The organism is Streptomyces sp. NBC_01210 (genome assembly GCF_036010325.1).
In the GTDB taxonomy this organism is placed as follows: domain Bacteria; phylum Actinomycetota; class Actinomycetes; order Streptomycetales; family Streptomycetaceae; genus Streptomyces.
Window position 1 is genome coordinate 6086493 of sequence record NZ_CP108549.1, and the last position, 22567, is coordinate 6109059.

At 69.8% G+C, this 22567-nt stretch carries 20 protein-coding genes; 11 read left to right on the plus strand and 9 right to left on the minus strand.

Features of this window, described 5'->3' with window-relative positions; all coding sequences use genetic code 11:
- Positions 1-15: 15 nt before the first annotated feature.
- The 5 genes from OG735_RS27835 to OG735_RS27855 form a co-directional block, all read right to left on the minus strand.
- Positions 16-1131, minus strand: a complete 1116-nt coding sequence (locus OG735_RS27835; protein ID WP_327325872.1) for an ABC transporter ATP-binding protein — start codon at positions 1129-1131, stop codon at positions 16-18.
- Between the two features lie 13 nt (positions 1132-1144).
- Positions 1145-2206 carry an ABC transporter ATP-binding protein gene (locus OG735_RS27840; protein WP_327325873.1) on the minus strand — a complete coding sequence of 354 codons (1062 nt, stop codon included), beginning with the start codon at positions 2204-2206 and terminating at the stop codon, positions 1145-1147.
- Positions 2207-2220: 14 nt separating this feature from the next.
- Positions 2221-3198, minus strand: a complete 978-nt coding sequence (locus OG735_RS27845) for an ABC transporter permease (RefSeq protein ID WP_327325874.1) — start codon at positions 3196-3198, stop codon at positions 2221-2223.
- An 81-nt stretch (positions 3199-3279) separates the two neighbouring features.
- Complete coding sequence (locus tag OG735_RS27850) at positions 3280-5070, minus strand: ABC transporter substrate-binding protein (protein WP_327325875.1); 1791 nt, start codon at positions 5068-5070, stop codon at positions 3280-3282.
- Positions 5071-5124: 54 nt separating this feature from the next.
- Entirely contained in the window at positions 5125-6165 is a 1041-nt protein-coding gene (locus tag OG735_RS27855) for an ABC transporter permease (RefSeq protein ID WP_442812501.1), read from the minus strand.
- Positions 6166-6585: 420 nt separating this feature from the next.
- Between OG735_RS27855 and OG735_RS27860 the strand changes: the two genes are divergently transcribed.
- The gene (locus tag OG735_RS27860) at positions 6586-7683 is read left to right on the plus strand and encodes a hypothetical protein (protein WP_327325876.1); all 1098 of its coding nucleotides are present in this window, start codon (positions 6586-6588) and stop codon (positions 7681-7683) included.
- A gap of 82 nt (positions 7684-7765) precedes the next feature.
- Here OG735_RS27860 and OG735_RS27865 read toward each other — a convergent pair whose 3' ends face one another.
- The gene (locus OG735_RS27865) at positions 7766-9904 is read right to left on the minus strand and encodes a S9 family peptidase (protein WP_327325877.1); all 2139 of its coding nucleotides are present in this window, start codon (positions 9902-9904) and stop codon (positions 7766-7768) included.
- Positions 9905-10060: 156 nt separating this feature from the next.
- Between OG735_RS27865 and OG735_RS27870 the strand changes: the two genes are divergently transcribed.
- The 8 genes from OG735_RS27870 (at position 10061) to OG735_RS27905 (ending at position 17874) form a co-directional block, all read left to right on the plus strand.
- On the plus strand, positions 10061-10255 hold the full coding sequence (locus OG735_RS27870; protein WP_327325878.1) for a hypothetical protein: 195 nt from the start codon (positions 10061-10063) through the stop codon (positions 10253-10255).
- 32 nt (positions 10256-10287) lie between these two features.
- On the plus strand, positions 10288-11178 hold the full coding sequence (mshB, locus tag OG735_RS27875; protein WP_327325879.1) for an N-acetyl-1-D-myo-inositol-2-amino-2-deoxy-alpha-D-glucopyranoside deacetylase: 891 nt from the start codon (positions 10288-10290) through the stop codon (positions 11176-11178).
- On the plus strand, positions 11175-11597 hold the full coding sequence (locus OG735_RS27880) for a DUF6113 family protein (protein ID WP_327325880.1): 423 nt from the start codon (positions 11175-11177) through the stop codon (positions 11595-11597). Before mshB ends, OG735_RS27880 begins: the two co-directional genes overlap by 4 nt.
- Before the next feature lie 313 nt (positions 11598-11910).
- Positions 11911-14223 carry a hypothetical protein gene (locus tag OG735_RS27885; protein ID WP_327325881.1) on the plus strand — a complete coding sequence of 771 codons (2313 nt, stop codon included), beginning with the start codon at positions 11911-11913 and terminating at the stop codon, positions 14221-14223.
- Between the two features lie 240 nt (positions 14224-14463).
- Positions 14464-15384 carry an ABC transporter ATP-binding protein gene (locus OG735_RS27890; RefSeq protein WP_327325882.1) on the plus strand — a complete coding sequence of 307 codons (921 nt, stop codon included), beginning with the start codon at positions 14464-14466 and terminating at the stop codon, positions 15382-15384.
- Positions 15381-16121 carry an ABC transporter permease gene (locus OG735_RS27895; RefSeq protein ID WP_327325883.1) on the plus strand — a complete coding sequence of 247 codons (741 nt, stop codon included), beginning with the start codon at positions 15381-15383 and terminating at the stop codon, positions 16119-16121. The genes OG735_RS27890 and OG735_RS27895 overlap by 4 nt, the downstream gene beginning before the upstream one ends.
- Entirely contained in the window at positions 16118-17272 is a 1155-nt protein-coding gene (locus OG735_RS27900; RefSeq protein ID WP_327325884.1) for a sensor histidine kinase, read from the plus strand. The genes OG735_RS27895 and OG735_RS27900 overlap by 4 nt, the downstream gene beginning before the upstream one ends.
- Entirely contained in the window at positions 17269-17874 is a 606-nt protein-coding gene (locus tag OG735_RS27905; protein WP_442812502.1) for a response regulator transcription factor, read from the plus strand. Before OG735_RS27900 ends, OG735_RS27905 begins: the two co-directional genes overlap by 4 nt.
- 461 nt (positions 17875-18335) lie before the next feature.
- Here OG735_RS27905 and OG735_RS27910 read toward each other — a convergent pair whose 3' ends face one another.
- Positions 18336-19190: a transglutaminase-like domain-containing protein gene (locus OG735_RS27910; protein WP_327325885.1), complete on the minus strand. Its 855-nt coding sequence runs from the start codon at positions 19188-19190 to the stop codon at positions 18336-18338.
- 17 nt (positions 19191-19207) lie between these two features.
- Positions 19208-20203, minus strand: coding sequence for a GNAT family N-acetyltransferase (locus OG735_RS27915; RefSeq protein ID WP_327325886.1), 996 nt, complete (start codon positions 20201-20203; stop codon positions 19208-19210).
- Positions 20204-20317: 114 nt separating this feature from the next.
- Between OG735_RS27915 and fdxA the strand changes: the two genes are divergently transcribed.
- Together fdxA and OG735_RS27925 are read left to right on the plus strand one after the other, a co-directional pair.
- Positions 20318-20638: a ferredoxin gene (gene fdxA, locus OG735_RS27920; RefSeq protein WP_018089397.1), complete on the plus strand. Its 321-nt coding sequence runs from the start codon at positions 20318-20320 to the stop codon at positions 20636-20638.
- A 115-nt stretch (positions 20639-20753) separates the two neighbouring features.
- Positions 20754-21860 carry a bifunctional succinyldiaminopimelate transaminase/glutamate-prephenate aminotransferase gene (locus tag OG735_RS27925; RefSeq protein WP_327325887.1) on the plus strand — a complete coding sequence of 369 codons (1107 nt, stop codon included), beginning with the start codon at positions 20754-20756 and terminating at the stop codon, positions 21858-21860.
- A gap of 102 nt (positions 21861-21962) precedes the next feature.
- Here OG735_RS27925 and OG735_RS27930 read toward each other — a convergent pair whose 3' ends face one another.
- On the minus strand, positions 21963-22409 hold the full coding sequence (locus tag OG735_RS27930; RefSeq protein ID WP_327325888.1) for an ATP-binding protein: 447 nt from the start codon (positions 22407-22409) through the stop codon (positions 21963-21965).
- Between the last annotated feature and the right edge of the window lie 158 nt (positions 22410-22567).

Sequence of the window (22567 nt, forward strand, 5' to 3'; positions counted from 1 at the left end):
CCGGAGGGCTGAATCTCAGCCCCCGTCCGCCTCCAGGTCCCGCAGCGCCGGGTCCAGAATCACGTCCTCCTCCCGCACCCGCGTCGGCTCCTCCGGGAAGTGGCACGCCGTCAGGTGCCCCTGGTGGTTCCCCTCGATCCGCACCAGCGGCGGCACCTGGGTCGCGCACTGCGTCTGCGCCTTCCAGCAGCGCGTACGGAACCGGCAGCCCGACGGCGGATCGATCGGCGACGGCACGTCGCCCGCCAGCCGGATGCGTTCATGCGCCCGCGCATCCGCCTCGTCGCTCAGCGCCGCCTCCGGGACGGCGGAGAGCAGTGCGTGGGTGTACGGATGCCGTGGCCGGTGGTAGATCGAATCGCGGTCGCCGACCTCCACCACTTTGCCCAGGTACATCACCGCGACCCGTTGCGAGAAGTGCCGTACCACCGCCAGGTCGTGGGCGATGAAGAGGAAGGCGATGCCCAGCTCCCGCTGGAGCTCCTGCAGCAGATTGACGACCTGCGCCTGGATCGAGACATCGAGCGCGGAGACCGGTTCGTCCGCGACGATCAGCTTCGGCTCCAGCGCCAAGGCCCGTGCTACGCCGATGCGTTGGCGCTGGCCGCCGGAGAACTCGTGCGGGAAGCGGTTGTAGTGCTCGGGGTTGAGGCCGACGATCTCCAGCAGCTCGCGGACCCGGCTCTCTCGCCCGCCCTCCGGCCGGACGTTGTTGATCTCCATCGGCCCGGAGATGATCTTTCCGACGGTCTGCCGTGGGTTCAGCGACGAGTAGGGATCCTGGAAAATCATCTGGATCTCGGGGCGTATCGGCGCCAGCTGCTTGCGGTCGGCGTGGCTGATGTCCTGGCCCCGGTAGGTGATCTTCCCCGCGGTCGGTTCAAGGAGACGGGTCAGCAGCCGGCCCGTCGTCGACTTGCCGCAGCCCGACTCGCCGACAAGTCCGAAGCTCTCGCCCGCGTACAACGTGAGATCGATGCCGTCGACCGCCTGAACCGCCCCGATACGCCGCTTGAACGGAAAACCGGCCATGATCGGGAAGTGCTTCGTCAGCCCTTCCGCCGTCATCAGGACCTCGCCGTCGGAGACAGCCCGGTCACGCGGGGCGGGGATGGTGGCTTCGTGCGCCATGTCGCGTCTCTCCCTAACCCAGCCGGGGCTTGATCTGCTCGATGAAGACGGTTCGCTTCTTCTCGGCCGTGAGGTGGCAGGCGGAGCCCCGCCCCTCGGGCAGCTCCGGCCGTACGTCCTCGCAGGTCGTGCCGCCGACCATGGACCGGAAGCCGCAGCGCGGATGGAACGGGCAGCCCGACGGCGGCGCGAGCAGACTCGGCGGGGCCCCCGGGATCGGCGTCAGCGGCTCCGAGACGTCCGAGCCGAGCCGTGGCATCGACCCCAGCAGGCCCCAGGTGTACGGGTGCTGGGGATCCCGGAGAATCTCGCGTACCGAACCGCGCTCCACCGCCCGGCCGGCGTACATCACCAGCAGATCGTCGGCGATACTGGCGACCACGCCCAGGTCATGGGTGATCAGGATGATCGCCGAGCCGAACTCCTGCTGGAGGTCGCGCAGCAGATCCAGGATCTGCGCCTGCACGGTGACGTCGAGCGCGGTCGTCGGCTCGTCCGCGATCAGCAGCTCCGGATTGCACACCAGCGACATCGCGATCATCGCGCGCTGCCGCATACCTCCGCTGAACTGGTGCGGGTAGTCGTGCGCCCGCAGCTTCGGCTGCGGAATGCCGACCTTCTCCAGCATCTGAACCGCCCGCGCCCACGCCTCCCGCTTGGATGCCCCGGTGTGCTTGCGGTAAGGCTCGGAGATCTGCCGGCCGATCGTGTAGTACGGCGAGAGCGCGGTCAGCGAGTCCTGGAAGATCATCGCCGCCTTGTTGCCGCGCAGCCGCTCCAGCGTCCGCTCCCCGGCCCCCGTCATCTCCTGGCCGTCCAGCACGATCTCGCCCCGGGTCTCGGTGAACTTGGGGTCGTGCAGACCGAGGATGGAGAGATTCGTGACGGACTTCCCGGAGCCGGACTCGCCGACGATGCCGAGTGTCCTGCCGCGCTCCAGATCGAAGGAGATCCCGTCGACCGCCTTCACCGTCCCGTCCTCGGTGGAGAAGTGGACGTACAGATCGCGTACGGAGAGAAAGGAGCCGTCGGCGGCGGGCCGGGGCGGCTGATCGGTCTTGGTCAGGGTGGTCATGTGGCTCAGGACTCCTAGGCCAGCCGCACGCGCGGATCGAGCAGTGCGTAGACGGCGTCCACAACGATGTTGAAGAAGACGATGGCCGCGGCGCTGATCAGCATCACGCCCATCAGCATGGGCAGATCGGTGAGCTGCACGGACTGCACCGCAAGGCGTCCGATGCCGTGCAGAGTGAAGGTGACCTCGGTGATCATCGCGCCGCCGAGCAGTGAGCCGAGGTCCATGCCGAAGATGGTCAGGACCGGGGCGACCGCGCCTCGCATGGCGTACCGGAAGAAGACGGTCCGGCGGGCGAGGCCCTTGGCGCGGGCCGCGCGGACATGCTCCTCCTCGAGCTGCTCGGCCATCAACGACCGTGCGAGACGGCTGTAGTTGGCGATGAAGATCATCGACAGGACCAGCCACGGCAGCATCATCCCGGCGAACCACCCCGCCGGATCCTCGGTGATCGGAACGTATTCGGGCTGATCCAGCCAGCCGAGGTTGGAGACGAACAGCGCGAGGCAGAGCACGCCGACGAAGTAGATCTGAAGTGACGAGCCGAGCAACGACAACGAGCTGAAGAACTTGTCGACCCAGGTGCCGCGGCGCGCGGCGGCCAGCAGGCCGATGCCCACTCCGACGAGGAGGAAGACGACCGCGCCGCCGAAGGCCAGCGAGAGTGTGGTCGGGAAGCGGTCGAGGATCGTGCCCCATACCGATTCCTGATTGACGAACGAGTAGCCGAAGCACGGCGCGTCACAGTGCCCGACGGTGAAGTCACGGCCCGCGAAGATCCCCACCATGAAGTCCCAGTACTGCACCGGGACCGGCTTGTCGAGGCCGAGGTTGCTGTTGATGAGCGCGAGAGCGGCCGGATCGCAGTTCTTCCCGCAGGCCAGCCGGGCGGGCTCGGCGGGCAGCGCGAAGAACAGGAAGAAGGTGACCGCGCTGATCACCAGAAGAATGACGAGAGCGCCGAGCGAGCGGCGGACGAGGAATCTCAGCATGGGTTCGCGGGCTTCCGGGAGAGGGACCGGAGGAGGCTCCCCGCCCGTCGGGGACGGGGAGCCGATCCGATGCGCCGGTGATTACTTGACGTACACGGCGGTCGGGTCCACGGAGCCGTACGGCTCGTGGAACTTCACGCCGCCGATGCCCGAACCCCAGAGCGTGAACAGCCGGTTGTAGAAGATCGGCACCTGCGGCACCTCGTCGGTCAGGATCTTCTGGCTGATCTTGACCCACTCGCTGCCGGCCTGGTCGATGTCGCCGATCTTCTCCGCCTTGGCGATATCACCGTTGACGCCGGGAGAGTTGAGATGCGAGTAGTTCGCCGAGTCGTCGTAGATGTTCTTGCCGTCGTACAGCGGCGGCACGACCGTCGACGCGGACGGCCAGTCGGCGCCCCACGATGAGCGGTAGGCGTCGTACTGGTTCTTCACCTTGCCGATCTGCGTGTAGTACGTCGAGGAGTCGAGCTCCTTCTTCTCCACCTTGAAGCCGGCCTTCTCCAGAGCCCGCTCCACGACCACCGCGGAGTTCTGGGCGGGGCCGGTGTTGGCGTAGGCGTAGACGATCGTCCTGCCCTCCGCGCCCGCCTCCTTCAGCAGCGCCTTGGCCTTCTCGGGGTTGCCCGCCGGGTACTTCTTCTTCTCGAACGGGTCGACCGGCTGGTAGCCCTTGAGGGTCGGACCGACCAGAGAGCCCGCGACCTCGCCGGCCTTGACGCCGCCGTACTGCTGCAGCACCTGACCCGAGGGCCAGGCCCAGGCCAGTGCCTCACGGACCCGCTTGTCCTTGATGCGGTCCATGTTGAAGCTGACCACGTCGACGTACGGCTGGGTCTTGGTGAGCGACCTCGCCATCGCCTCCTTGTTCTTCAGGACCGTCGAGATCAGCGACGGGTCGACCGCGTTGGTGAAGGTCATACCGGTCTTGTCGGCGCCCTGCTGGGCGACGAGCCGACGGGTGGAGTCCACCCACTGGTGGCCGAAGGTGACCGAGAACTTGTCCACGTACTGGTGGCGTACGGCGTCCGACTTCGGATCCCAGTTGGTGTTCTTGACGAACTCGACGCTCTTGTCCGGCTTGAAGTTCTGGATCTTGTACGGCCCCGACGCGACCGGCGCCTTGTCGTACTTCTCCTGGGTGTCCTTGGCCGCCGGAACCGCCGTGATGTTCGGCATGGCGACCGCGAACGGCACCTCGGCGCGCGGCTGGGCGAAGTGGAAGACGATGGTCTTGTCGTCCGGCGTCGCCAGCACGCTGTCCGGCAGATGCTTGCCCTTGTACGGGCCGTCCGGCAGCGCCTTCCGGAAGGTCTGGCCGGCTCCGGAGAGCCACTGCTGCAGATACGTCGGGCCGCTCACCTGGTACTTGGCGTACAGCCGCTCGACGCCGTGCCGCACGTCCTTCGAGGTGATCGGCGTACCGTCCTCGAACTTCAGCCCGTCCTTGAGGGTGTACGTCCAGGTCTTGCCGCCGTCGGAGGACTTGCCGGTGTCCGTGGCGAGGTCGCCGACCAGCGTCACTTTGCCGGTCTTGTCGTCGATCTTGTACGTGGTGAGCGTCCGGTTGAACAGCGTCTGCATGATCAGCTCGTCGCTGACATAGATCTGGCCGGGGTCCAGATGCTCGAAGGCGTCACGCTGCAGCACGGTGACCGTGCCGCCCGGCTTGGCGCCCGGCAGGTCCGGGGCGGGTCCGGTGGAGTCCTGGGCGGTGCCGATGGTGATGGACTGCTGCTTGAGCTCGGGTTCCTTGGACTGTTTGTCCTTGCTGTCGCCTCCGCCGCCGCTGCTGCACGCGGACAGCACTAGCGCGCCGGCGGCGACCGCGATGGCCGAAATCCGCACTCTTCGCTGAATGGTGGACGTCATGGTCTCCATGCACCTGCCTCGTCGGACGGAACACTCAGTGCCTTGCGACGTGCGTCAACGCTTGGTCTTCGGGTCGATGGCGTCCCGGACCGAGTCCCCGAGCAGGTTGAAGGCGACCACGAAGATCACCATGGCGATGCCCGGGAAGAACATGTACGTGATGTCGCCCTCGTAGAAGTCGGCACCCTTGGCGAACATCCGGCCCCAGTCGGGCGTCGGCTCCACCAGACCCACCCCGAGGAAGGAGAGACCGGCCTCGAGGGTCACGAAGTTGGGCAGCATCAGCGTGGACTGCACCAGGATCGGCGTCGTCACATTCGGCAGCAGCTCCCGGCGGATGATGCGCCACGGCGGAGCGCCGGTGACCTTGGCGGCTTCGATGAACTCCCGTTCGCGCAGGCTCAGTACCGAGGATCTCAGCAGCCGCGCCAGCGTCATCCAGCCCAGCAGCCACAGGACGAGCACCAGCGCCGTGACCCGGAAGTAGGTCGGGGTCTCCTTCTGCGGGCTCACGAAGAGCGCGGTGACCACCGGCATGAAGGCGACGAAGAAGAGCTGCTGCGGGAAGGAGAGCAGCAGATCGATGAAGCGGCCCAGGAAGTAGTCGGTACGGCCGCCCATGTATCCGGCCGTCACCCCGACGAGGACTCCCGTGATGGTGGAGAGAACGGTGGCAGCCAGGCCGATCAGCAGCGAGGTCCTGATTCCGTACACCAACTGCATCAGAACGTCGCGGCCCAGCCTCGGCTCGATTCCGAACCAGAATTCACCGTCGATGCCGCCGTTCGGTTTCATCGGATAGCTGGTGATCGGATCGAGCAGTTCCGGGCGATCGAGGCCGTAGGTGGTGTACGGGTCCTTTCCGTACAGCCAGCCGATCACCGGGGCGAGTGCCGCCACCAGGAAGAAGAACAGCACGATGTACGCGGAAAGTACGCCCGTACGGTCGCGTTTGAAGCGCCGCCATGCCAACTGGCCCGGGGACCGGCCGACAAGCGTCTGCTCCTCCTTGCTCAGAGCGACTGGGAGCGGTCCGGTCTCGGCGGCCGGGCCGATGGCCGGGTCGGCCGACTCGGCACGGGATGGAATCGTCACGTCTCTTCTCGCCCCCGCAATTCATGACTCACGGTTCATGACTCACGTACCGGCCGTGGACGTTGGTGGACGCCGCTGGTTGAGCGGACTGTGGCAATCGCGGTCTGTGTCAGTCAAGAGCCTGGCGGCGGAAGCTGTGTTGTCCGTGCGCTTCTTGAGCGAAGGTTTTGCAGATCGATCTGCCTACGTGCTTGACGGGCCTTCGGAGTGAGCGACATAGCTCTATAAATGCCCATCAATTTCGTTAACACACAGGCAACTTGACTGTCGCAACTCCGATATACGAACGCGTCACGCTGAACAACGTACGGCCGTGCGGGTGCCGTAGGCCGGCCGGGGCTCGCCATGTAGTCCCGGCCGGTCGCACGCGCGCCGCGCGGGCCCTTGTTCAAGGGTGCACAGCGATGCAGGATCGCAAGTGTGACTCTTACGCGGGGAGCCCGGATCACCGGAGCGGTGCTCTGCGCCGCGCTCGCGCTCATTGTGGCTGCCTGGATCGTCCGGGATCTCACCACGGCCGCCGATCCGCTCGATCTGTGGCGGTACTGGACCGGCAGCCGCCGCAGCGCCGCCTCCACCCCGCTGACGACCACGCTCCAGGACCTGCTGCTGTTCGCGGTGTACGTCACCGTGGCCCTCGCCGCCCTGCGCTCGCCCGTCGCGGCCGCGGCCCTGGTGGCCGCCGGAGTGATCACCCTCGCCGTACGGCTGCCGGGGCTGTGGGTGCTCAGCTCCTCCTGGATGGATCTGCGCTCCGCCGATGAACTGCGCACCCGGGCCCTGTACTGCGTCTTCGCGGCGCTCGGGCTCGGCATCGGACTGATCATCACGGCCGCCGCGGGCCGACGTGCACCCGGCGCCGCCCACGACTTGTACGCCCACGGCTTGTACGCCCGTGACCCGTATGCCCATGATCCGTACGCCCATGATCCGTACGCCCGAGGCGCATACGCCCACGAGCGGACGCCGACCCGGCCCACCCAGGGTGTCTCGGTGCTCGCCTTTCTGCTGCTGGGCGCATCGGCGGGCGTACTCGCGGCCTGGGAGATCTACACGGCGACCGACTACGCGGGTACGCGCTATCTCGACCGCTTCACCGGCAGCACGTCCATCCGGCTGCCGCCGCTCGGGACTCCGCCGGGCTGGCTGACCGCGGTGATCGTGGTGCTCGCCCTGGTGGCGGCGGTCGGCGCGCTCTTCCACGCCGTCTTCTCACGGCCGCTGGGGCTGGTCGTCGCGGTGTTCCTGGTGGGCATGGGCGGGACCGGTCTCGACTTCGCCGTACGGAACGAGTTGATGTCTCATCTCGGTGATGTGGGACTCCGGGAGCAACTGCTCGTCGGTTCTTGGCTGTTCGAGCTGGCGGCGGGGGCTGTGCTGCTGCCGGCGCTTGCGCGGCGGGGGGAGGGGGACACGTCGGGCGGGGGCGCGCCGGCGTGGCAGCCGCAGTCGGGTCACGGTCACCCGCAGCCGGGTTACGGCCCACCGCCCCCGCAGACCCCGCCGCCCGGCTGGTGAGTGCTGCCCGGCCCCCGCACCTCAATCGCCGTCGAGGCGTGTCTCGGCCCGCGCCCCGGACCCCGGGGGAAAGCCCCCGGCCCTACCTCTGCGGCCCCAACGACCGCTTGAGGAAGTCCACTTGGAGCAGGAGCAGATTCTCCGCGATCTGCTCCTGCGGCGTCATATGGGTCACTCCGGTCAGCGGCAGTACCTCATGTGGGCGGCCCGCTGCCAGCAGCGCCGAGGAGAGCCGCAGGCTGTGTGCCATCACCACATTGTCGTCCGCCAGACCATGGATGATCATCAACGGCCGTGGTGGGTTCTCCGGCGTCGTCAACCCGTCGTCCGTGACGAGTGAGTTGGCCGCGTACACCTCGGGATGCGTCCCCGGATCGCCGAGATAGCGCTCGGTGTAGTGGGTGTCGTACAGCCGGAAATCGGTCACCGGCGCGCCCGCGACCGCCGCATGGAAGACATCCGGGCGGCGCAGCACCGCGAGCGCGGCCAGATAGCCGCCGTACGACCAGCCGCGGATCGCCACCCGGCCGAGATCCAGCGGGAAAGTCCCGGCCAGCGAGTGCAGCGCCTCGATCTGGTCGTCGAGAGTGAGCGGGAGGTTGTCCTTGACCGCCTTCTCCCAGCCCGGGGAGCGTCCCGGAGCGCCCCGGCCGTCCGCGACGATCACCGCGAAGCCCTGGTCGGCGAACCACTGGGAGGTGAGATACGGATTCTGTGCCGCGTACACCCGCTGACCGTGCGGTCCCCCATAAGGGTCCAGCAGGACCGGAAGCGGGCCGTCCGACTCCTGATAGCCGGAGGGGAGCAGGACGGCGCACGGAATCCGGTGGGCGCCCGCCTCGCAGAGCCGCACCCGTGCCTTCAGCACCGGCTGCTCCGCATACGACGGGACGACCGCGACCGGCTTTCCGTCCCGCAGCACCTGCACGGACGCGCCACTCACCTCCGTACGGGACGAAGCCAGCACCGTCACCCCGCCGGAGCGCGCCGCCGAGTGCACTCCCGCACCGTCCGAGATCCGCTCGATCCCCAGCTCATTGACCCGGTACACATGGATCTCGCCGGTCTCCGGCTCCGCGGCCTCCTCGCCCGCCGCCGCCGACACCAGGACATCGTTCTCCCCGATGTCCAGCACCGCCCGCAGCTGCAACTGCGCTCCGGTCAGCGCCCGGTCGCCGACCGCGAGCACCCGCGCCCCGCCCTCGTCCGCGATCCGCACCAGACGCCCGTCCGGCGCCCACGCCGGCACGCCGGGGAAGAGATCGAGCCACACCGGGTCCTCGTCGACATGCACCGTCCGGGTGGTGCCCGACTCCGCGTCCACGGCCAGATACAGCTGGGTCCGCTGGTCCCGGGACTGGACGAGCAGCAGCGGTGCGCCCGCGGACGACCAGTGCACCCGCGCCAGATACGGATAGCGGGTCCGGTCCCAGCTCACCTCCGTACGCTCTCCGTCCAGCGTGAGCAGGAACAGCCGCACCTCGGCGTTGGGTGTCCCCGCCGCCGGATAGGCGACCCGCTCCGGCTCCCGGTCCGGATGCGCGGGATCGGAGATCCACCAGCGCCGTACATGCCGCTCGTCGACCCGGGCGACCAGCAGCCGGTCCGACTCCGGCGCCCACCAGAAGCCGCGCGAGCGGTCCATCTCCTCGGCCGCGATGAACTCCGCGAGACCATACGTGGTGTGCTCGTCCTCCGGCTCAGCCAGCGCCCGGTCACCTTCCCCCTCCGCACCGGTCACCCGCAGCGCGCCGCCCGCCACATACGCGATGTGCCGGCCGTCGGGAGACGGCCGAGGGTCGATCACCGGCCCCGGCACCCGCAGTTCGCGCGCGGTCCCGGCCCGCAGCTCGGCCGTGTACAGCCGCCCCGACAGCGCGAACGCCGCCAACTCGACCGCCTGGTCCACCGCATAGCCGACGATGCCCGCCGACCCCTCCCGGCTGCGCTCGCGCCGGGCCCGCTCCTTCGCCGACAGTTTCTCCGCGGCACCGGCGAGCAGCGCGCCCGGATCGGCGGCCAGGCGCTCCTGCGCCTGGCGCCCGTCCGGGTCGAGATCCAGCACCCAGAGTCGGCCCGCCCGGTCGGTCCCGGAGGCCGAACGGAGGAACACCACCCGGGAGCCGTCCGGGGACACGGTGAACGCGCGCGGTGCGCCCAGCGTGAAGCGCTGGGTCCTGGCGTACTGACGCGGGAAGGAGAGCTGCTGCCTCGAGGTCATGCGACCGAACCTAGCGTTCGTGCGCCCCCGTGTGCTGCTGTGCACCGATCGATGCGTTGGTGTGGATAGTTATGATCCGCGGCGCAAGGTGGGTATGAACGTCCTGGCACATGCAACCTGCCCGTCCCGACCGAATATCCGTGGAGGTGAACCGCCGTGGCACTCTCGATTTCGGCGGTGGTGCTGCTGGCGATCGTCGTCTTCCTGCTGGTCCGGAAGTCCGGGCTGAAGGGTGGGCATGCGGCGGTCTGCGTGTTGCTCGGGTTCTATCTCGCAAGCTCGTCCATTGCCCCCACCATCAACGAACTCACCACAAATGTGGCCGGAGTGATCGGTGGTCTCAAGTTCTAGCGCAGCGGGTCCGGCCTCGTAGGCTGTCCCGTATGAAGGATCTTCCCGCCCGTCGTCTGCTCCTGGTGCACGCGCACCCGGACGACGAGTCGATCAACAACGGCGCGACGATGGCCCTGTACGCGGCCGCCGGCGCCCAGGTCACCCTGGTGACCTGCACCCTTGGTGAGGAGGGCGAGGTCATACCGCCTGACCTCGCCCATCTCGCGCCCGACCGGGAGGACCGGCTGGGCGCTCATCGCGTCGGCGAACTGGCCGCCGCGATGAAGGAGCTGGGCGTCACCGACCACCGCTTCCTGGGTGGTCCCGGCCGGTTCCGGGACTCCGGGATGATGGGATTGGAGCAGAACCACCGCGAGGGCGCGTTCTGGAACACCGACCCGGACGAGGCGGCCCCGTACCTCGTCGGGGTGATCCGTTCCGTGCGTCCGCAGGTGCTGGTGACGTACGACCCGAATGGCGGGTACGGACATCCCGACCACATCCAGGCGCACCGGGTCGCGATGCGCGCCGCCGAGCTGGCCGCCGATCCCGCCTTCCGGCACGACCTCGGCGAGGCGCACACGATCGCCAAGATCTATTGGAACCGGGTGCCGCGCTCGGTGGCCGAGGAGGGCTTCGCCCGGCTCCGCGCTGCCGGCGGGGCGGACTTCCCGGGTATTGCGGCCCTCGACGACATTCCGGGCGTCGTGGACGACTCCGAGATCACCACCGCAATTGACGCCACGGCGTACGCGGAAGAGAAGGCGGCGGCGATGCGGGCCCATGCCACCCAAATCGCCGTGGACGGCCCCTTCTTCGCACTCTCCAACGATCTGGGACAGCCGATCTTCGCGACCGAGTACTACCAGTTGGTACAGGGCGAGTCCGGCGCACCGCCCGGCGCGCGCGAACACGATCTCTTCGCGGGGGTGCCGGTATGAGTGGATCCGCAGGAAGGCAGGACGCACCGGGGGCCTGGCTCGCCCAGTCGCCGAAGCCCGGCCGGATTGCCGCCTACCTCGGACTCGCCGTGCTCGGGGCGCTGGTCGGCATCGCCGGTTCGCTGGTCCAAGGGGCCTGGTTCCCCGGCGGGTTGGTGCTGGCTCTGCTCGCCACGACGGGTCTGTTCCACGGCTCGCTGCGGGCCACCGGGACGCAGCTCGGCGTGCTGGCGCCGGCTGTGGGCTGGCTGCTCGCGATCGTGCTGCTCGGCATCGGACGCCCGGAGGGCGACGGTGTGTTCTCCGCGGGAGTCGGGCCGCTCGTCTTCATGCTGGGCGGAATGGCGTTGGCTGTGATGTGTGCCACGATGTCGCGGCCCGCGCGACCGGGTGGCGGGTCCGGCCGACTCGGTAAGTGAGGGCCCGGCGGAGCAACTCTTCCCGGGTTGTCTGCCTTTCCGGGGTGTACGAGGTCAATGTGCGGGACACCGCGCTCACCTCGGGTGGGACCCCCGGCACGCGCCCTGTGCGGCGGGCCCCTATGGTGGGTCGCCCCAAGGGGTGGGAAGCCACTGAACTGACCATGCCCGTACGGTCGGCGGAAATGTCGCTTTCCACAGTCCCGGGGTGTCTGTCGGCAGCGGCCAGTATGGTGGTGCGCGCCGCCGAGCCGCCCACAGCAGTTGCTATCCAGTAAGAAACGGGCGGCGAAGCCAACCGGGAGAACCTGCTTTGAGTCGTGAAACTGACAGTTCGTCCTCCGGCCCCCAGGGGCGCGGTGGAGCCGCGTACCCCTCGGGGACACCGCCGTACGGATCCCGCCAGTATCCGTCGCTGCATCCTCCGCAGGACGCTCCGGACGATGCCGCGGAGGTGGCTCCCGAGCCGCAGCCGGACGAGCCCAAGACCGAGACCACGCTGACCACGCGTATCCGGATCAACATCCCGGGTTCGCGGCCGATCCCGCCGGTCGTCATGCGTACGCCGATGAGCGACGTGGACGCCGCCTCGGCCAGACAGGACAGTGAGCGCACGGGCAGCGCGCGGCGGCCCGACGTGGCGGAGGAGCCTGCCGCGCCTACGGCGGAGCCGCCGGCCGAGGAGAAGGCGCCGACCAGCGACTGGTTTGCGCCCCGCAAGTCGAGTCCGGCTTCGGGCGCGAACGGGACGGGTACGAATGGGGCGGGTACGAATGGGGCGGGCACGAATGGGGCGGGTCTGGCGGCATCGGCCGCGCAGCCGTCCGCTCCCGCCTCGCCCGCGGGCCCGGGCGCCGGCGCGAACGGCGGCGGTCCAGGTGCCGGTCTCCCGTACTTCTCGGACGGCCGGCAGGGCGGTCCCGGTCAGAGCCGTCCCGGTGTGAACATTCCCGGTCAGGGCGGACCGGCAAGCGGAGGGCCCGGCAGCGGCGGGCCCGGAGCGCCGCGCAGTGGCGGCTCGCTCAGCGATCTGGCCGCGAATGCCGACGGCCCCGCCTCCGGCGCTGACGGCTTCGCTCCCGGGAGCAGCACGCCTCCGCTGGGCGTGCGTTCGCCCGGCGCATCCCTCGGACCCACCGGGCCGACAACGGGACCGGTCACCGGCGGCATGCCACTCGGCCGGCGCCCCGGCGGTCCGGGAGCAGGTGGTCCGGGAGCAGGCGGTCCCGGTACCGGCGGCCGGCCCGGCCCGGGAGCCGACATTCCCGGCGTACCGGGTCCGGGCGGTCCGGGCGGCCTCGGTTCCGGCGCTCCCGGTTCCGGTCCCGGTGGCGCGCCCCGGATGTCCGACGACACCGCCGTGCTCACCCCGCAGCAGCCCGCCCCCGAGTTCAGCGGCGGCCATGTCTCCGGTGACACGCTGACCAGCGGCATCCCCGTGGTCCCCGGCGACCACCGCTCGCCGTTCCCGCCGCTCGGCAGCCCGCTCTCCGGCCCCGGCACCGGCCCGAACCCGCTGGCGCCCCACAGCGCCGGCCAGCAGGGCTTCGACGAGGGGGACTTCTCCGCACCGGAGTTCCCGGGCGGTCCCGGCGGTGGACCCGGCGGCCCCGCCGGTCCTGTCGTGCCCGCGCCCACCGCCGCCAGGCCCGCTCCCAGCCCCAGGCCCGCGCCCGCCAAGAAGGGCCGCTCCAAACTGGTGCTCGCCGGAGCCGGCGCGGTCGGGCTGCTCGGTATCGCCTACGGCGCCGGCCTGCTGCTGAACCACTCCGACGTACCCAAGAGCACCACGGTGCTCGGCGTCGACATCGGCGGCGGCACCAAGGAAGAGGCGGTCAACAAGCTCGACACCGCCCTCGGCACGCGCGCCGCCGGCTCGCTCCAGCTCACAGTGGGCGGCAAGAAGGAGCAGCTCGCCCCGGACAAGGCCGGACTCTCCCTGGACAGCCAGGCCACCGTTCGCGCCGCCGCAGGCAGCGACTACAACCCGGTCTCGGTGATTGGCTCCCTCCTTGGTGCCGAGCGCGTCGCCGAACCGGTGATCCTGGTCGACGAGGAGAAGCTGGGCGTCGCGCTCACCGATCTGGCGGGCGTCTCCGGCTCGGCCACCGAGGGCACGATCAAGTTCGAGCCGGGCAAGGCCGTCGCCGTACCCGGCAAGGCGGGCCAGACGCTGGACGTCGGCCGCTCGATGATCTCGGTCAAGGACGCCTACCGCGCGCAGGTCGAGACCGGCAGGCCGAATGTCGTCCCGCTCCCCGTCGCCACCCGCGAGCCGACCATCACGAAGACCGAGCTCGACCGGGCGATGAAGGACTTCGCCGAGCCCGCGATGTCCGACCTGATCACCATCAAGGCGGGCGGCAAGCAGATCCAGTTCGGACCGGCGAAGTCGCTGCCCAAGATCCTTTCCATGAAGGCGATCGACGGCAAGCTCGTCGAGGTCTACGACAAGAAGGCGATCGAAGACCTCCTGGACGGTGTCTTCGACGGCGTCATGATCACCAAGGGCGACGGCAAGAAGCACCAGCTCTCCGCGGACGACGTCGCCCAGGCCATGGGCACGGCGCTGCGCGGCAAGTCGCCGGCCGAGCGCGTCAGCGAGATAGCGCTCGACCCGAGCTAGTGCGGTCCTCGATCGCCGGACGGGCTCGGTCCGAGCCCGTCCGGCGATCGAGGGGCGACCCGGGCGGCCGGGTGAACCGGACCGGCGACCCGGGCGGCCGTGACAGCCCCGGCGAACCGACGCGGTCACCGCACCAGCGCTCAACCGCCGTTGTCACGGCCGCGCGCATGACATCTGTCATCCCCGAGTCACGACCGCCGACACTGACGGCCCACCCCGTCCTGCGGCCAGTCTGAACACATGACGACGACAGCCGCTCCCACCCCTGTGGTGAGCTTCGAGAATGTGCACAAGAGCTACGGCGCGGTCCGTGCCGTATCCGATCTCTCGCTGACGCTCCACCCCGGCGAGACCGTCGCGCTCCTCGGCCCCAACGGCGCCGGCAAGTCCTCCACGCTCGATCTGCTGCTCGGCCTGCGCCCCGCCGACAGCGGCTCCGTGAAGCTCTTCGGCACAACCCCGCAGCAGGCGGTCGCCGCCGGCCGCGTCGGTGCGATGCTGCAGAGCGGCGGCCTGATGGAGGAGGTCAAGGTCCGCGAACTGGTGCAGCTCGCCTGTGCGCTGCATCCCAAGCCGTATCCGGTCGCCGACGTCCTCGCCCAGGCCGGGATCGGCCAGATAGCCGACCGTATGGTCAACAAGCTCTCCGGCGGCCAGGAGCAGCGCGTACGGTTCGCGCTCGCGACCGCCGGTGCCAGCGACCTCATCGTCCTCGACGAGCCGACGACCGGCATGGACGTCACCTCCCGCCAGTCCTTCTGGGCCACCATGCGCGAGCAGACACGGCAGGGCCGTACGGTCCTGTTCGCCACGCACTACCTCGAAGAGGCCGACGCGATCGCCGACCGGGTGCTCGTCCTGCACGGCGGGCGGCTGCTCGCCGACGGCACGGCCGCCGAGATCAAGGCCAAGGCGGGTGCGCGGCGGATCTCCTTCGACCTGGAGGGCCCGCTCGACGAGGCCGCGCTGCGCCGGCTGCCGTTCCTGTCCACGTTCTCCCTGTCCGGCCGTACGGTCCGCATGCAGTCGCACGACGCGGACGCGACCGTCCACGCGCTGTACGGACTCGGGGTCCACCCCCGCAATCTCGAAGTCGCAGGACTGGGCCTGGAGCAGGCCTTCGTCGCCATCACGGAGGCCGAGGAGGCCAAGGCGCTGTGAACACTCTCATCAAGCTCGAGATCACCCGAACCCTGCGGAACAAGAAGTTCATGTTCTTCTCGGTGATCTATCCGTCGGCGCTCTTCCTGATGATCGCCGGCACCCAGGACTCCACGGCCAAGGTCCCGCACACCAGTCTCACGATGCCGGCCTTCTACATGGTCGCGATGGCCTCGTTCGGCGCGCTGACCGCCGTACTGATGGGCAACAGCGAACGCATCGCCAAGGAGCGCGAGAAGGGCTGGGTCCGCCAGCTGCGCCTCACCTCGTTGCCCGGCCGCGGCTATGTCCTGGCGAAGATCGCCGGCGCCGCCGTGGTCACTCTGCCGACGATCGTGATCGTCTTCGCGGTGGCGGCGCTCGCCAAGGGGGTACGCCTCGAGAGCTGGCAGTGGTTCGCGCTCACCGGCGCCATCTGGGCCGGCAGCCTGGTCTTCGCCGCACTGGGCGTCGCAATCGGCTATCTCGCCAGCGGTGACGCGGTCAGGCCCGTCACGATGATCCTGTACTTCGGGCTCTCCATCCTGGGCGGCCTGTGGATGCCGACCACCGTCTACCCCCAGTGGCTGCAGAACATCGCAGAATGGCTGCCCACGCACGCGTACGCCGCACTCGGCCAGTCCATCGAGCTCGGCAGCTCACCGCATCCGAAGGATGTCGCGATCCTCGCCGCGTACTTCCTGCTCTTCGCCGGCGGTGCGGCCTGGCTGTACCGGAAGGACACACTGAAGGCGTGAACGAGGAAACCTTCGCCGGGATAGGGCAGCCGCCGACAAGCCGCCGCCGGGCCGCCGTCAAGCTGCTGTGGATCGGCATCTGGCTCGCCTTCATGGGAGCTCCGGTCAGTGACCTCCTCGCCGACGAACACACCGCCTGGGCCACCGCACTCGGGTGGCTCGGCCTCGTGTCCTTCGTCGTCGTCTATCTGGCTCTGGTCTTCCGCCACACCTCCAAGCCGCTGGCCCCGCGCACCGTCTACACAACGCTCGCCGGCATGTTCAGCCTCTCCGTACTCCTCTCCCTGACGCTCGGCTCCGAGTGGCTGGTGCTGTTCGTGTACGTCTCCGTGTCGGCCGGAGCGGTACTGCCGCTGCAGCTGGCCCGTTGGGCGATCCCGGCGATCACCGCGGCGATGATCCTGATCGGCCTGAAGACCGACCACCCGGGGAACATCCTCCCGGCGGTCGTCATCCCGTCCCTTCTCGGCGGGTTCGCGATGACGGGGGTGCGCCAGATGGTCCGTACGACCATCGAACTGCGGGAGGCGCGGGCCACGGTCGCCCAGCTCGCCGCGAACGAGGAACGGCTGCGGCTGGCCCGGGACCTGCACGATCTGCTCGGCCACTCCCTGTCGCTGATCACGTTGAAGAGCGAGCTGGCCGGCCGGATGCTGCCGGACCAGCCGGAGCGCGCGGCGCAGCAGGTCGCCGACATCGAGAAGGTCAGCCGGCAGGCGCTCGTCGACGTACGGGAGGCGGTCACCGGCTATCGGCGGCCCACGCTCCCGGGTGAGCTGGCCGGGGCGCGTACGGCGCTCGCGGCGGCCGGAATCATCGCGGAGGTGCCCTCCGACGTCCCGCCCGAGTCACCGGAACTCCCCGAGAAGCAGGAGGCGGCGCTCGCCTGGTCGCTGCGGGAGGCGGTGACCAATGTCGTACGCCACAGTGGCGCGCGCCGCTGCGTGATCGCGCTGACGCCGCGCCAGACGCTGGACGGCCCGGTCCTCGAACTCACGGTGGAGGACGACGGCCGCGGCGGCAGCCCCTCGTACGGCAACGGCCTGACGGGTCTGAGCGAACGCATCAGCGAGGTCGGCGGCACCGTGGACACCGGGACCCAACGCGGCTTCACGCTCATCGTGCGGGTCCCTCTAGGATCCGCCTCATGATCCGACTCCTCCTGGCCGAAGACCAGTCGATGGTCCGAGAGGCCCTGGCGGCTCTGCTCGGCCTGGACCCGGACTTCGAGGTGGTCGCCCAAGTGGCGTGCGGCGACGAGGTGTTGCCTGCCGCCCGCGCCCACGACGTTGACGTCGCTCTCCTCGACATCGAGATGCCGGGCATGACAGGCATCGAGGCGGCGCGCCAACTCCACCGGGAGTTCCCCGCCCTGAAGATCGTCATCCTCACGACCTTCGGCCGCCCCGGCTATCTGCGTACGGCGATGGAGTCGGGTGCGGACGCCTTCCTGGTCAAGGACGCACCGGCGGCCCAACTGGCCGACGCGGTACGGAAGGTGCTCGCCGGCGAACGGGTCATCGATCCGACGCTGGCGGCGGCGGCCCTGGCGGAGGGCGCGAACCCGCTGACGGACCGCGAACGGGAGGTCCTGCGGGCGGCATCGGACGGCGCGACGAACGCGGAACTGGCGGCGCTGCTGCATCTGTCGCAGGGGACGGTGCGGAACTACCTCTCGACGGCAATCCAGAAGCTGGCGGTGCGGAACCGGGCGGAGGCGGTGCGGACGGCGCGGGAGAAGGGCTGGCTCTGACTCACGGTCCCGGTGCGGGTGGTATCCGCCCGCTCACGGCGTCCACGACCCGGTCATCGCTGCACGGGCGAGCGCCGCGCCGCGAGTCGCTGGGGGCGGGGCCGTCGGTGTCTCGGCCCGCCCCTGTCGGCACTCGGGGCACAGCTCCTCGTCCGCGACCGGACGGAACAGCCGTGGCTGAGTGTGCTCGCCCCCGCACTCCCGCATCAGCGCGACCCCCGGTTCCGGGGGTACGACGACGGGCGGCACGTCTCGCAGTACGTACCGCAGCAGACCACCGGGCCGGGGGTGGGCGCACCCGGCGCGGGCAGGCAGCGTCCGACCCCGGCCCGCAGTGTCTCGGCCGTGTGCCCGCAGGCCAGCCACTGCGCGGCGAGGGCCGCGAGCTCCGGCAGCATATCGACGACAGGTAGCCGTCCGGGCCGATCGTGCGGACGACCGGCCCTCAGGACGTCCGGGACTCAGTTCAGCATCGCCCGCGCCACCCGCGCCTTCCGTCTGATCGCCTCCGCCGTCGCCGGATCGACCGCCGCCACCACCTCCGCGTACGCGTCCATCTCCGCCGCCCCCGTCACGAACTCACCCCGTTCCACGAGCAGTTGGGCCCGTTCGTAGCGCAGCCTCGCCGGATGTGAAGGGAGCAGCAGCGACAGTTCAACCGCCCAGAGTGCGACGTCCGAGCGTTCCGGGCGGACCGCGGCCCAGGCGCGGATGTTGTTCAGGATGCGCACGACCACGTCGACCGGGTCCGCGGGCATCAGCATCGACGGGTCCAGGGGCGCTCCCGTCGCGCCCGCCACCAGCAGTTCCGCGTCCGGGCCGGTCAGCACGCGGCCGCCCGCGAAGGGGTCCGCGAGCACCTGCTCGTGCGGGTCGCCGAAGCCCACCACGAAGTGGCCCGGCAGCGCGACCCCGTACACCGGCGCGCCCGCCCGGCGGGCGACCTCGATCCAGACCACCGAGAGGAGGATCGGCAGGCCCCTGCGGCGGCGCAGTACCTCGTGCAGCAGCGAGGACTCCAGGCGCTGGTAGTCGGCAGGTGAGCCGCCGAAGTCACAGCGGCCGCCCAGGAGCTCCGCCAGCGCCGCAGCCCACGCGCGGGGGCCGACCAGGCCGAAGGGGAGCATTCCGGCGAGCCGGTCCAGTTCGATCTGAGCAGCGTCCAGAACGGCCTCGTCCACGAATGGGTCCGCCTCCGCGCCGACGAGCAGGCACATCAGCGCGAGGTCCGCCCGCTCCGAGCGGGCCTCCTCGGCGAACTGCTGACGCCAGTCGGACGGCCGGCCGGCGGGCCTGTCGGCGGATTTGTCGTGCATACGCGACTCGTACCCGTCTACGCGGATCGGAAGTGGTGGTAGCGGTGATGGGTCGCGAACCCCATCGTTTCGTACAGCGCGCGCGCCCCGCCATTGTCCGTCTCCACCTGCAGCCACGCCGCCGACGCGCCCTCCTCCAGCGCACGCCGCGCCAGCGCGGTCATCACCGTGGTCGCCAGGCCCTGGCGCCGGCATGCCGGGTCCACCTCCACCGCCATGAAGCCCGCCCAGCGGCCGTCGATCACACACCTGCCGATCGCCGCCGGAACCGTCCCTTCACCGGCCACCGTGGCGAACCACACCGACGGTCCGCTGCCCAGCACCCTCAGTACATGTGGTCCGGGCACACCGAAGCGGTGATAGCGCTGCAGCCACACCTCGTCGAAGGAGCGCGCCAGCCGGACCCGCGCCACATCCGCGTCCAGGTCGCCGATCGGGGCGAGGGCCCCGATCCGTACCTCCGTCGAGACCTCGCGCCGCCAGCCGCGCGCCTCCAGCTCCGCGCAGAGCTCTTCCTGAGTGCCCGCCGCCCCGGTCGCAGCCTGTACATACGCGGGCAGATCCCGCTCCTCGTACCACGCACGCACCCGCGCCAGCGCCTCGTCGAGCGGCAGCCCGGGGTCACCGAGCGCCAGTACAGAGTTCGCGCGCCGGGTGAATCCGGCGGACGCCCGCAGTTCCCACTCGCCGAGCCGCTCGCTCTCCATCGGCTGCCAGGCGCGCGCCATGACGCGGGAGAGCTCCTCGAAGTCCGCCGCGGGGCCGCGGCGGCGGGCCGGCGCGGCGGGCACCACCTTGCCCGCGACCAGGGACGATTCCGGGATACGGACAGTCTCTCCGGTTCGTCGTGTGATCAGCAGCACACCGTTGTCCCATGATGTGAGAACGCCGACCGTGTCGGTGAACTTCTCAACCCCGGCCCCGGGGTCGATCAGGCACCTCACGGACACTCGTTTACCCACGTCAACGGGTGTAATACGGACCTCGAGCCGTCCGCCGCCAGTGAATTCCACAGGTCTGCGAGCCCCTCCTGTTCGGATCGTGCCCAGGAACGGAGATACTAGGGGCGGGCATCGACGACGCCGCGCTCCCGCGCAATGCCAGCCCTACCGAGGAGGAACGACAGCGTGACCTACGTCATCGCGCAGCCTTGTGTCGACGTCAAGGACAAGGCGTGCATCGAGGAGTGCCCCGTCGACTGCATCTACGAGGGCTCCAGGTCCTTGTACATCCACCCGGACGAATGCGTCGACTGTGGGGCTTGTGAGCCGGTCTGCCCGGTCGAGGCGATCTTCTACGAGGACGACACCCCGGAGGAGTGGAAGGACTACTACAAGGCGAACGTCGAGTTCTTCGACGAGCTCGGTTCGCCCGGCGGTGCCTCCAAGCTCGGCCTGATCGAGCGCGACCACCCCTTTATCGCAGCGCTGCCGCCGCAGAACCAGTAGTCCGCGGCCCGCTGGTGCGTCGCCCCCGGTCCCGTACGGTTCGTCGTCCGTACGGGACCGAGGTGTTTGACGCCCTCTGCACGAGCCACGCACGAGTACGAGAAAGAGAAGTCCTGTGTCCGCAGCCTCCTCGCGAGTCTCTTCGCGCCTTCCCGTCTTCCCGTGGGACAAGCTCGAGCCGTACAAGGCGACGGCCGCGGCCCACCCCGACGGCGTGGTGGACCTCTCCGTCGGCACGCCCGTCGACCCCGTCCCCGAGCTGATCCAGAAGGCGCTCGTCGAGGCCTCCGACTCGCCCGGCTATCCGACGGTGTGGGGGACGGCCGGGCTGCGTGACGCGCTCACCGGATGGGTCGAGCGGCGGCTCGGCGCCGTCGATGTCGCGCATACGAACGTTCTGCCCGTCGTCGGCTCCAAGGAGCTGGTGGCCTGGCTGCCGACCCAGCTCGGTCTCGGCCCCGGCGACAAGGTCGCCCACCCGCGGCTCGCCTACCCGACGTACGAGGTCGGCGCCCGGCTGGCGCGCGCGGAGGCCGTGGTCTACGACGACCCGACCCAGCTCGACCCCACCGGCCTGAAGCTGCTCTGGCTCAACTCGCCGTCCAACCCCACCGGCCGGGTGCTGGCCAAGGACGAGCTGATCCGTATCGTCGCGTGGGCGCGCGAGCACGGCGTGCTGGTCTTCAGCGACGAGTGCTACCTGGAGCTGGGCTGGGAGGCGGAGCCGGTCTCGGTCCTGCACCCGGACGTCTGCGGCGGTACGTACGAGGGCGTCGTCGCCGTCCACTCGCTCTCCAAGCGCTCCAACCTGGCCGGGTACCGCGCCGCCTTCATCGCGGGCGACGAGAGCGTGCTCGGTGAGCTGCTCCAGATCCGTAAGCACGGCGGGATGATGACCCCGGCTCCGGTGCAGGCCGCCACGGTCGCGGCGCTCGGCGACGACACGCATGTTTCGGAGCAGCGGGCGCGGTACGCGGCCCGGCGCGCCGCGCTGCGTACGGCCCTGGAGGCGCACGGCTTCCGGATCGAGCACAGCGAGGCCAGCCTCTATCTGTGGGCGACGCGCGACGAGCCGTGCTGGGAGACGGTGGCGCACCTGGCGGAGCTGGGGATCCTGGTCGCGCCCGGCGACTTCTACGGAACGGCGGGCGAGCGCTTCGTACGCGTGGCGTTCACCGCGACGGACGAGCGGGTCGAGGCCGCGGTCAAGCGCCTCGGCTGAACACCACCCGGCCGAACGATTCGCGGCTGAGGATGCCTCGGCCGGACATGGGGAAGGGCCCCGGGAGTTCGTACTCCCGGGGCCCTTCGCGTGTGCTGATCGTCAGCCGAGCGGCAGGGACTCCACCGGCAGCTGCTGGGTGGGCAGGCCGCCACCGAGCGAGTCGGTCTGCAGGCTGCTGCCGGCGAGCCGTCCGGTCGCGGTGCCGGCGGCCTTGCCGACGGCGTCACCCGCGCTGCCCGCCGCGTCACCGGCGGCCTTCTGGGCGACGGGGGCCGCCGCCTTGCCCGCCTTGTCGACAGCCTTGCCGGCGGCCGGGACGGTCTGCTCGACCGCGTCGCCACCGGTGTTGCCCGCCAGGTCGGAGGTCTTCAGCGCGGCACCGTCGACCGTGCTGCTGACGCCGTCCGCGTCGAACGCGGTCAGGCCCACGGGGGCCTGCGGAAGGTCCGCGGCGCTTGCGGAGCCGACCGCACCGACCACGGGGGCTGCACCCGCCGCGATGAGCAGCGCGACACGGGCGATCCGACGGGTCAGGGGGAGGGACATGATGCTCCTTGAGGCGAGATGTACGTCTGGAATGGTGCCTGTCCGGTGCTGGTCCAGCAGTGCCGTTCCGGCTTTCGGACGCAGTGACAACTGCTTGGAGGGCGGGAGAAGTTGCGGTGGACCAAGGCAAAGAGTTGGCAATGTGTCGCATTATCGGC

Coding starts and splice junctions, on each gene's coding strand:
- OG735_RS27890 (WP_327325882.1), top strand. CDS start 14,464: ATGACGACGACAGCCGCTCCCACCCCTGTGGTGAGCTTCGAGAATGTG.
- OG735_RS27905 (WP_442812502.1), top strand. CDS start 17,269: ATGATCCGACTCCTCCTGGCCGAAGACCAGTCGATGGTCCGAGAGGCC.
- OG735_RS27910 (WP_327325885.1), bottom strand. CDS start 19,190: ATGCACGACAAATCCGCCGACAGGCCCGCCGGCCGGCCGTCCGACTGG.
- OG735_RS27880 (WP_327325880.1), top strand. CDS start 11,175: ATGAGTGGATCCGCAGGAAGGCAGGACGCACCGGGGGCCTGGCTCGCC.
- OG735_RS27835 (WP_327325872.1), bottom strand. CDS start 1,131: ATGGCGCACGAAGCCACCATCCCCGCCCCGCGTGACCGGGCTGTCTCC.
- OG735_RS27845 (WP_327325874.1), bottom strand. CDS start 3,198: ATGCTGAGATTCCTCGTCCGCCGCTCGCTCGGCGCTCTCGTCATTCTT.
- OG735_RS27840 (WP_327325873.1), bottom strand. CDS start 2,206: ATGACCACCCTGACCAAGACCGATCAGCCGCCCCGGCCCGCCGCCGAC.
- OG735_RS27865 (WP_327325877.1), bottom strand. CDS start 9,904: ATGACCTCGAGGCAGCAGCTCTCCTTCCCGCGTCAGTACGCCAGGACC.
- OG735_RS27930 (WP_327325888.1), bottom strand. CDS start 22,409: ATGTCCCTCCCCCTGACCCGTCGGATCGCCCGTGTCGCGCTGCTCATC.
- OG735_RS27850 (WP_327325875.1), bottom strand. CDS start 5,070: ATGACGTCCACCATTCAGCGAAGAGTGCGGATTTCGGCCATCGCGGTC.
- mshB (WP_327325879.1), top strand. CDS start 10,288: ATGAAGGATCTTCCCGCCCGTCGTCTGCTCCTGGTGCACGCGCACCCG.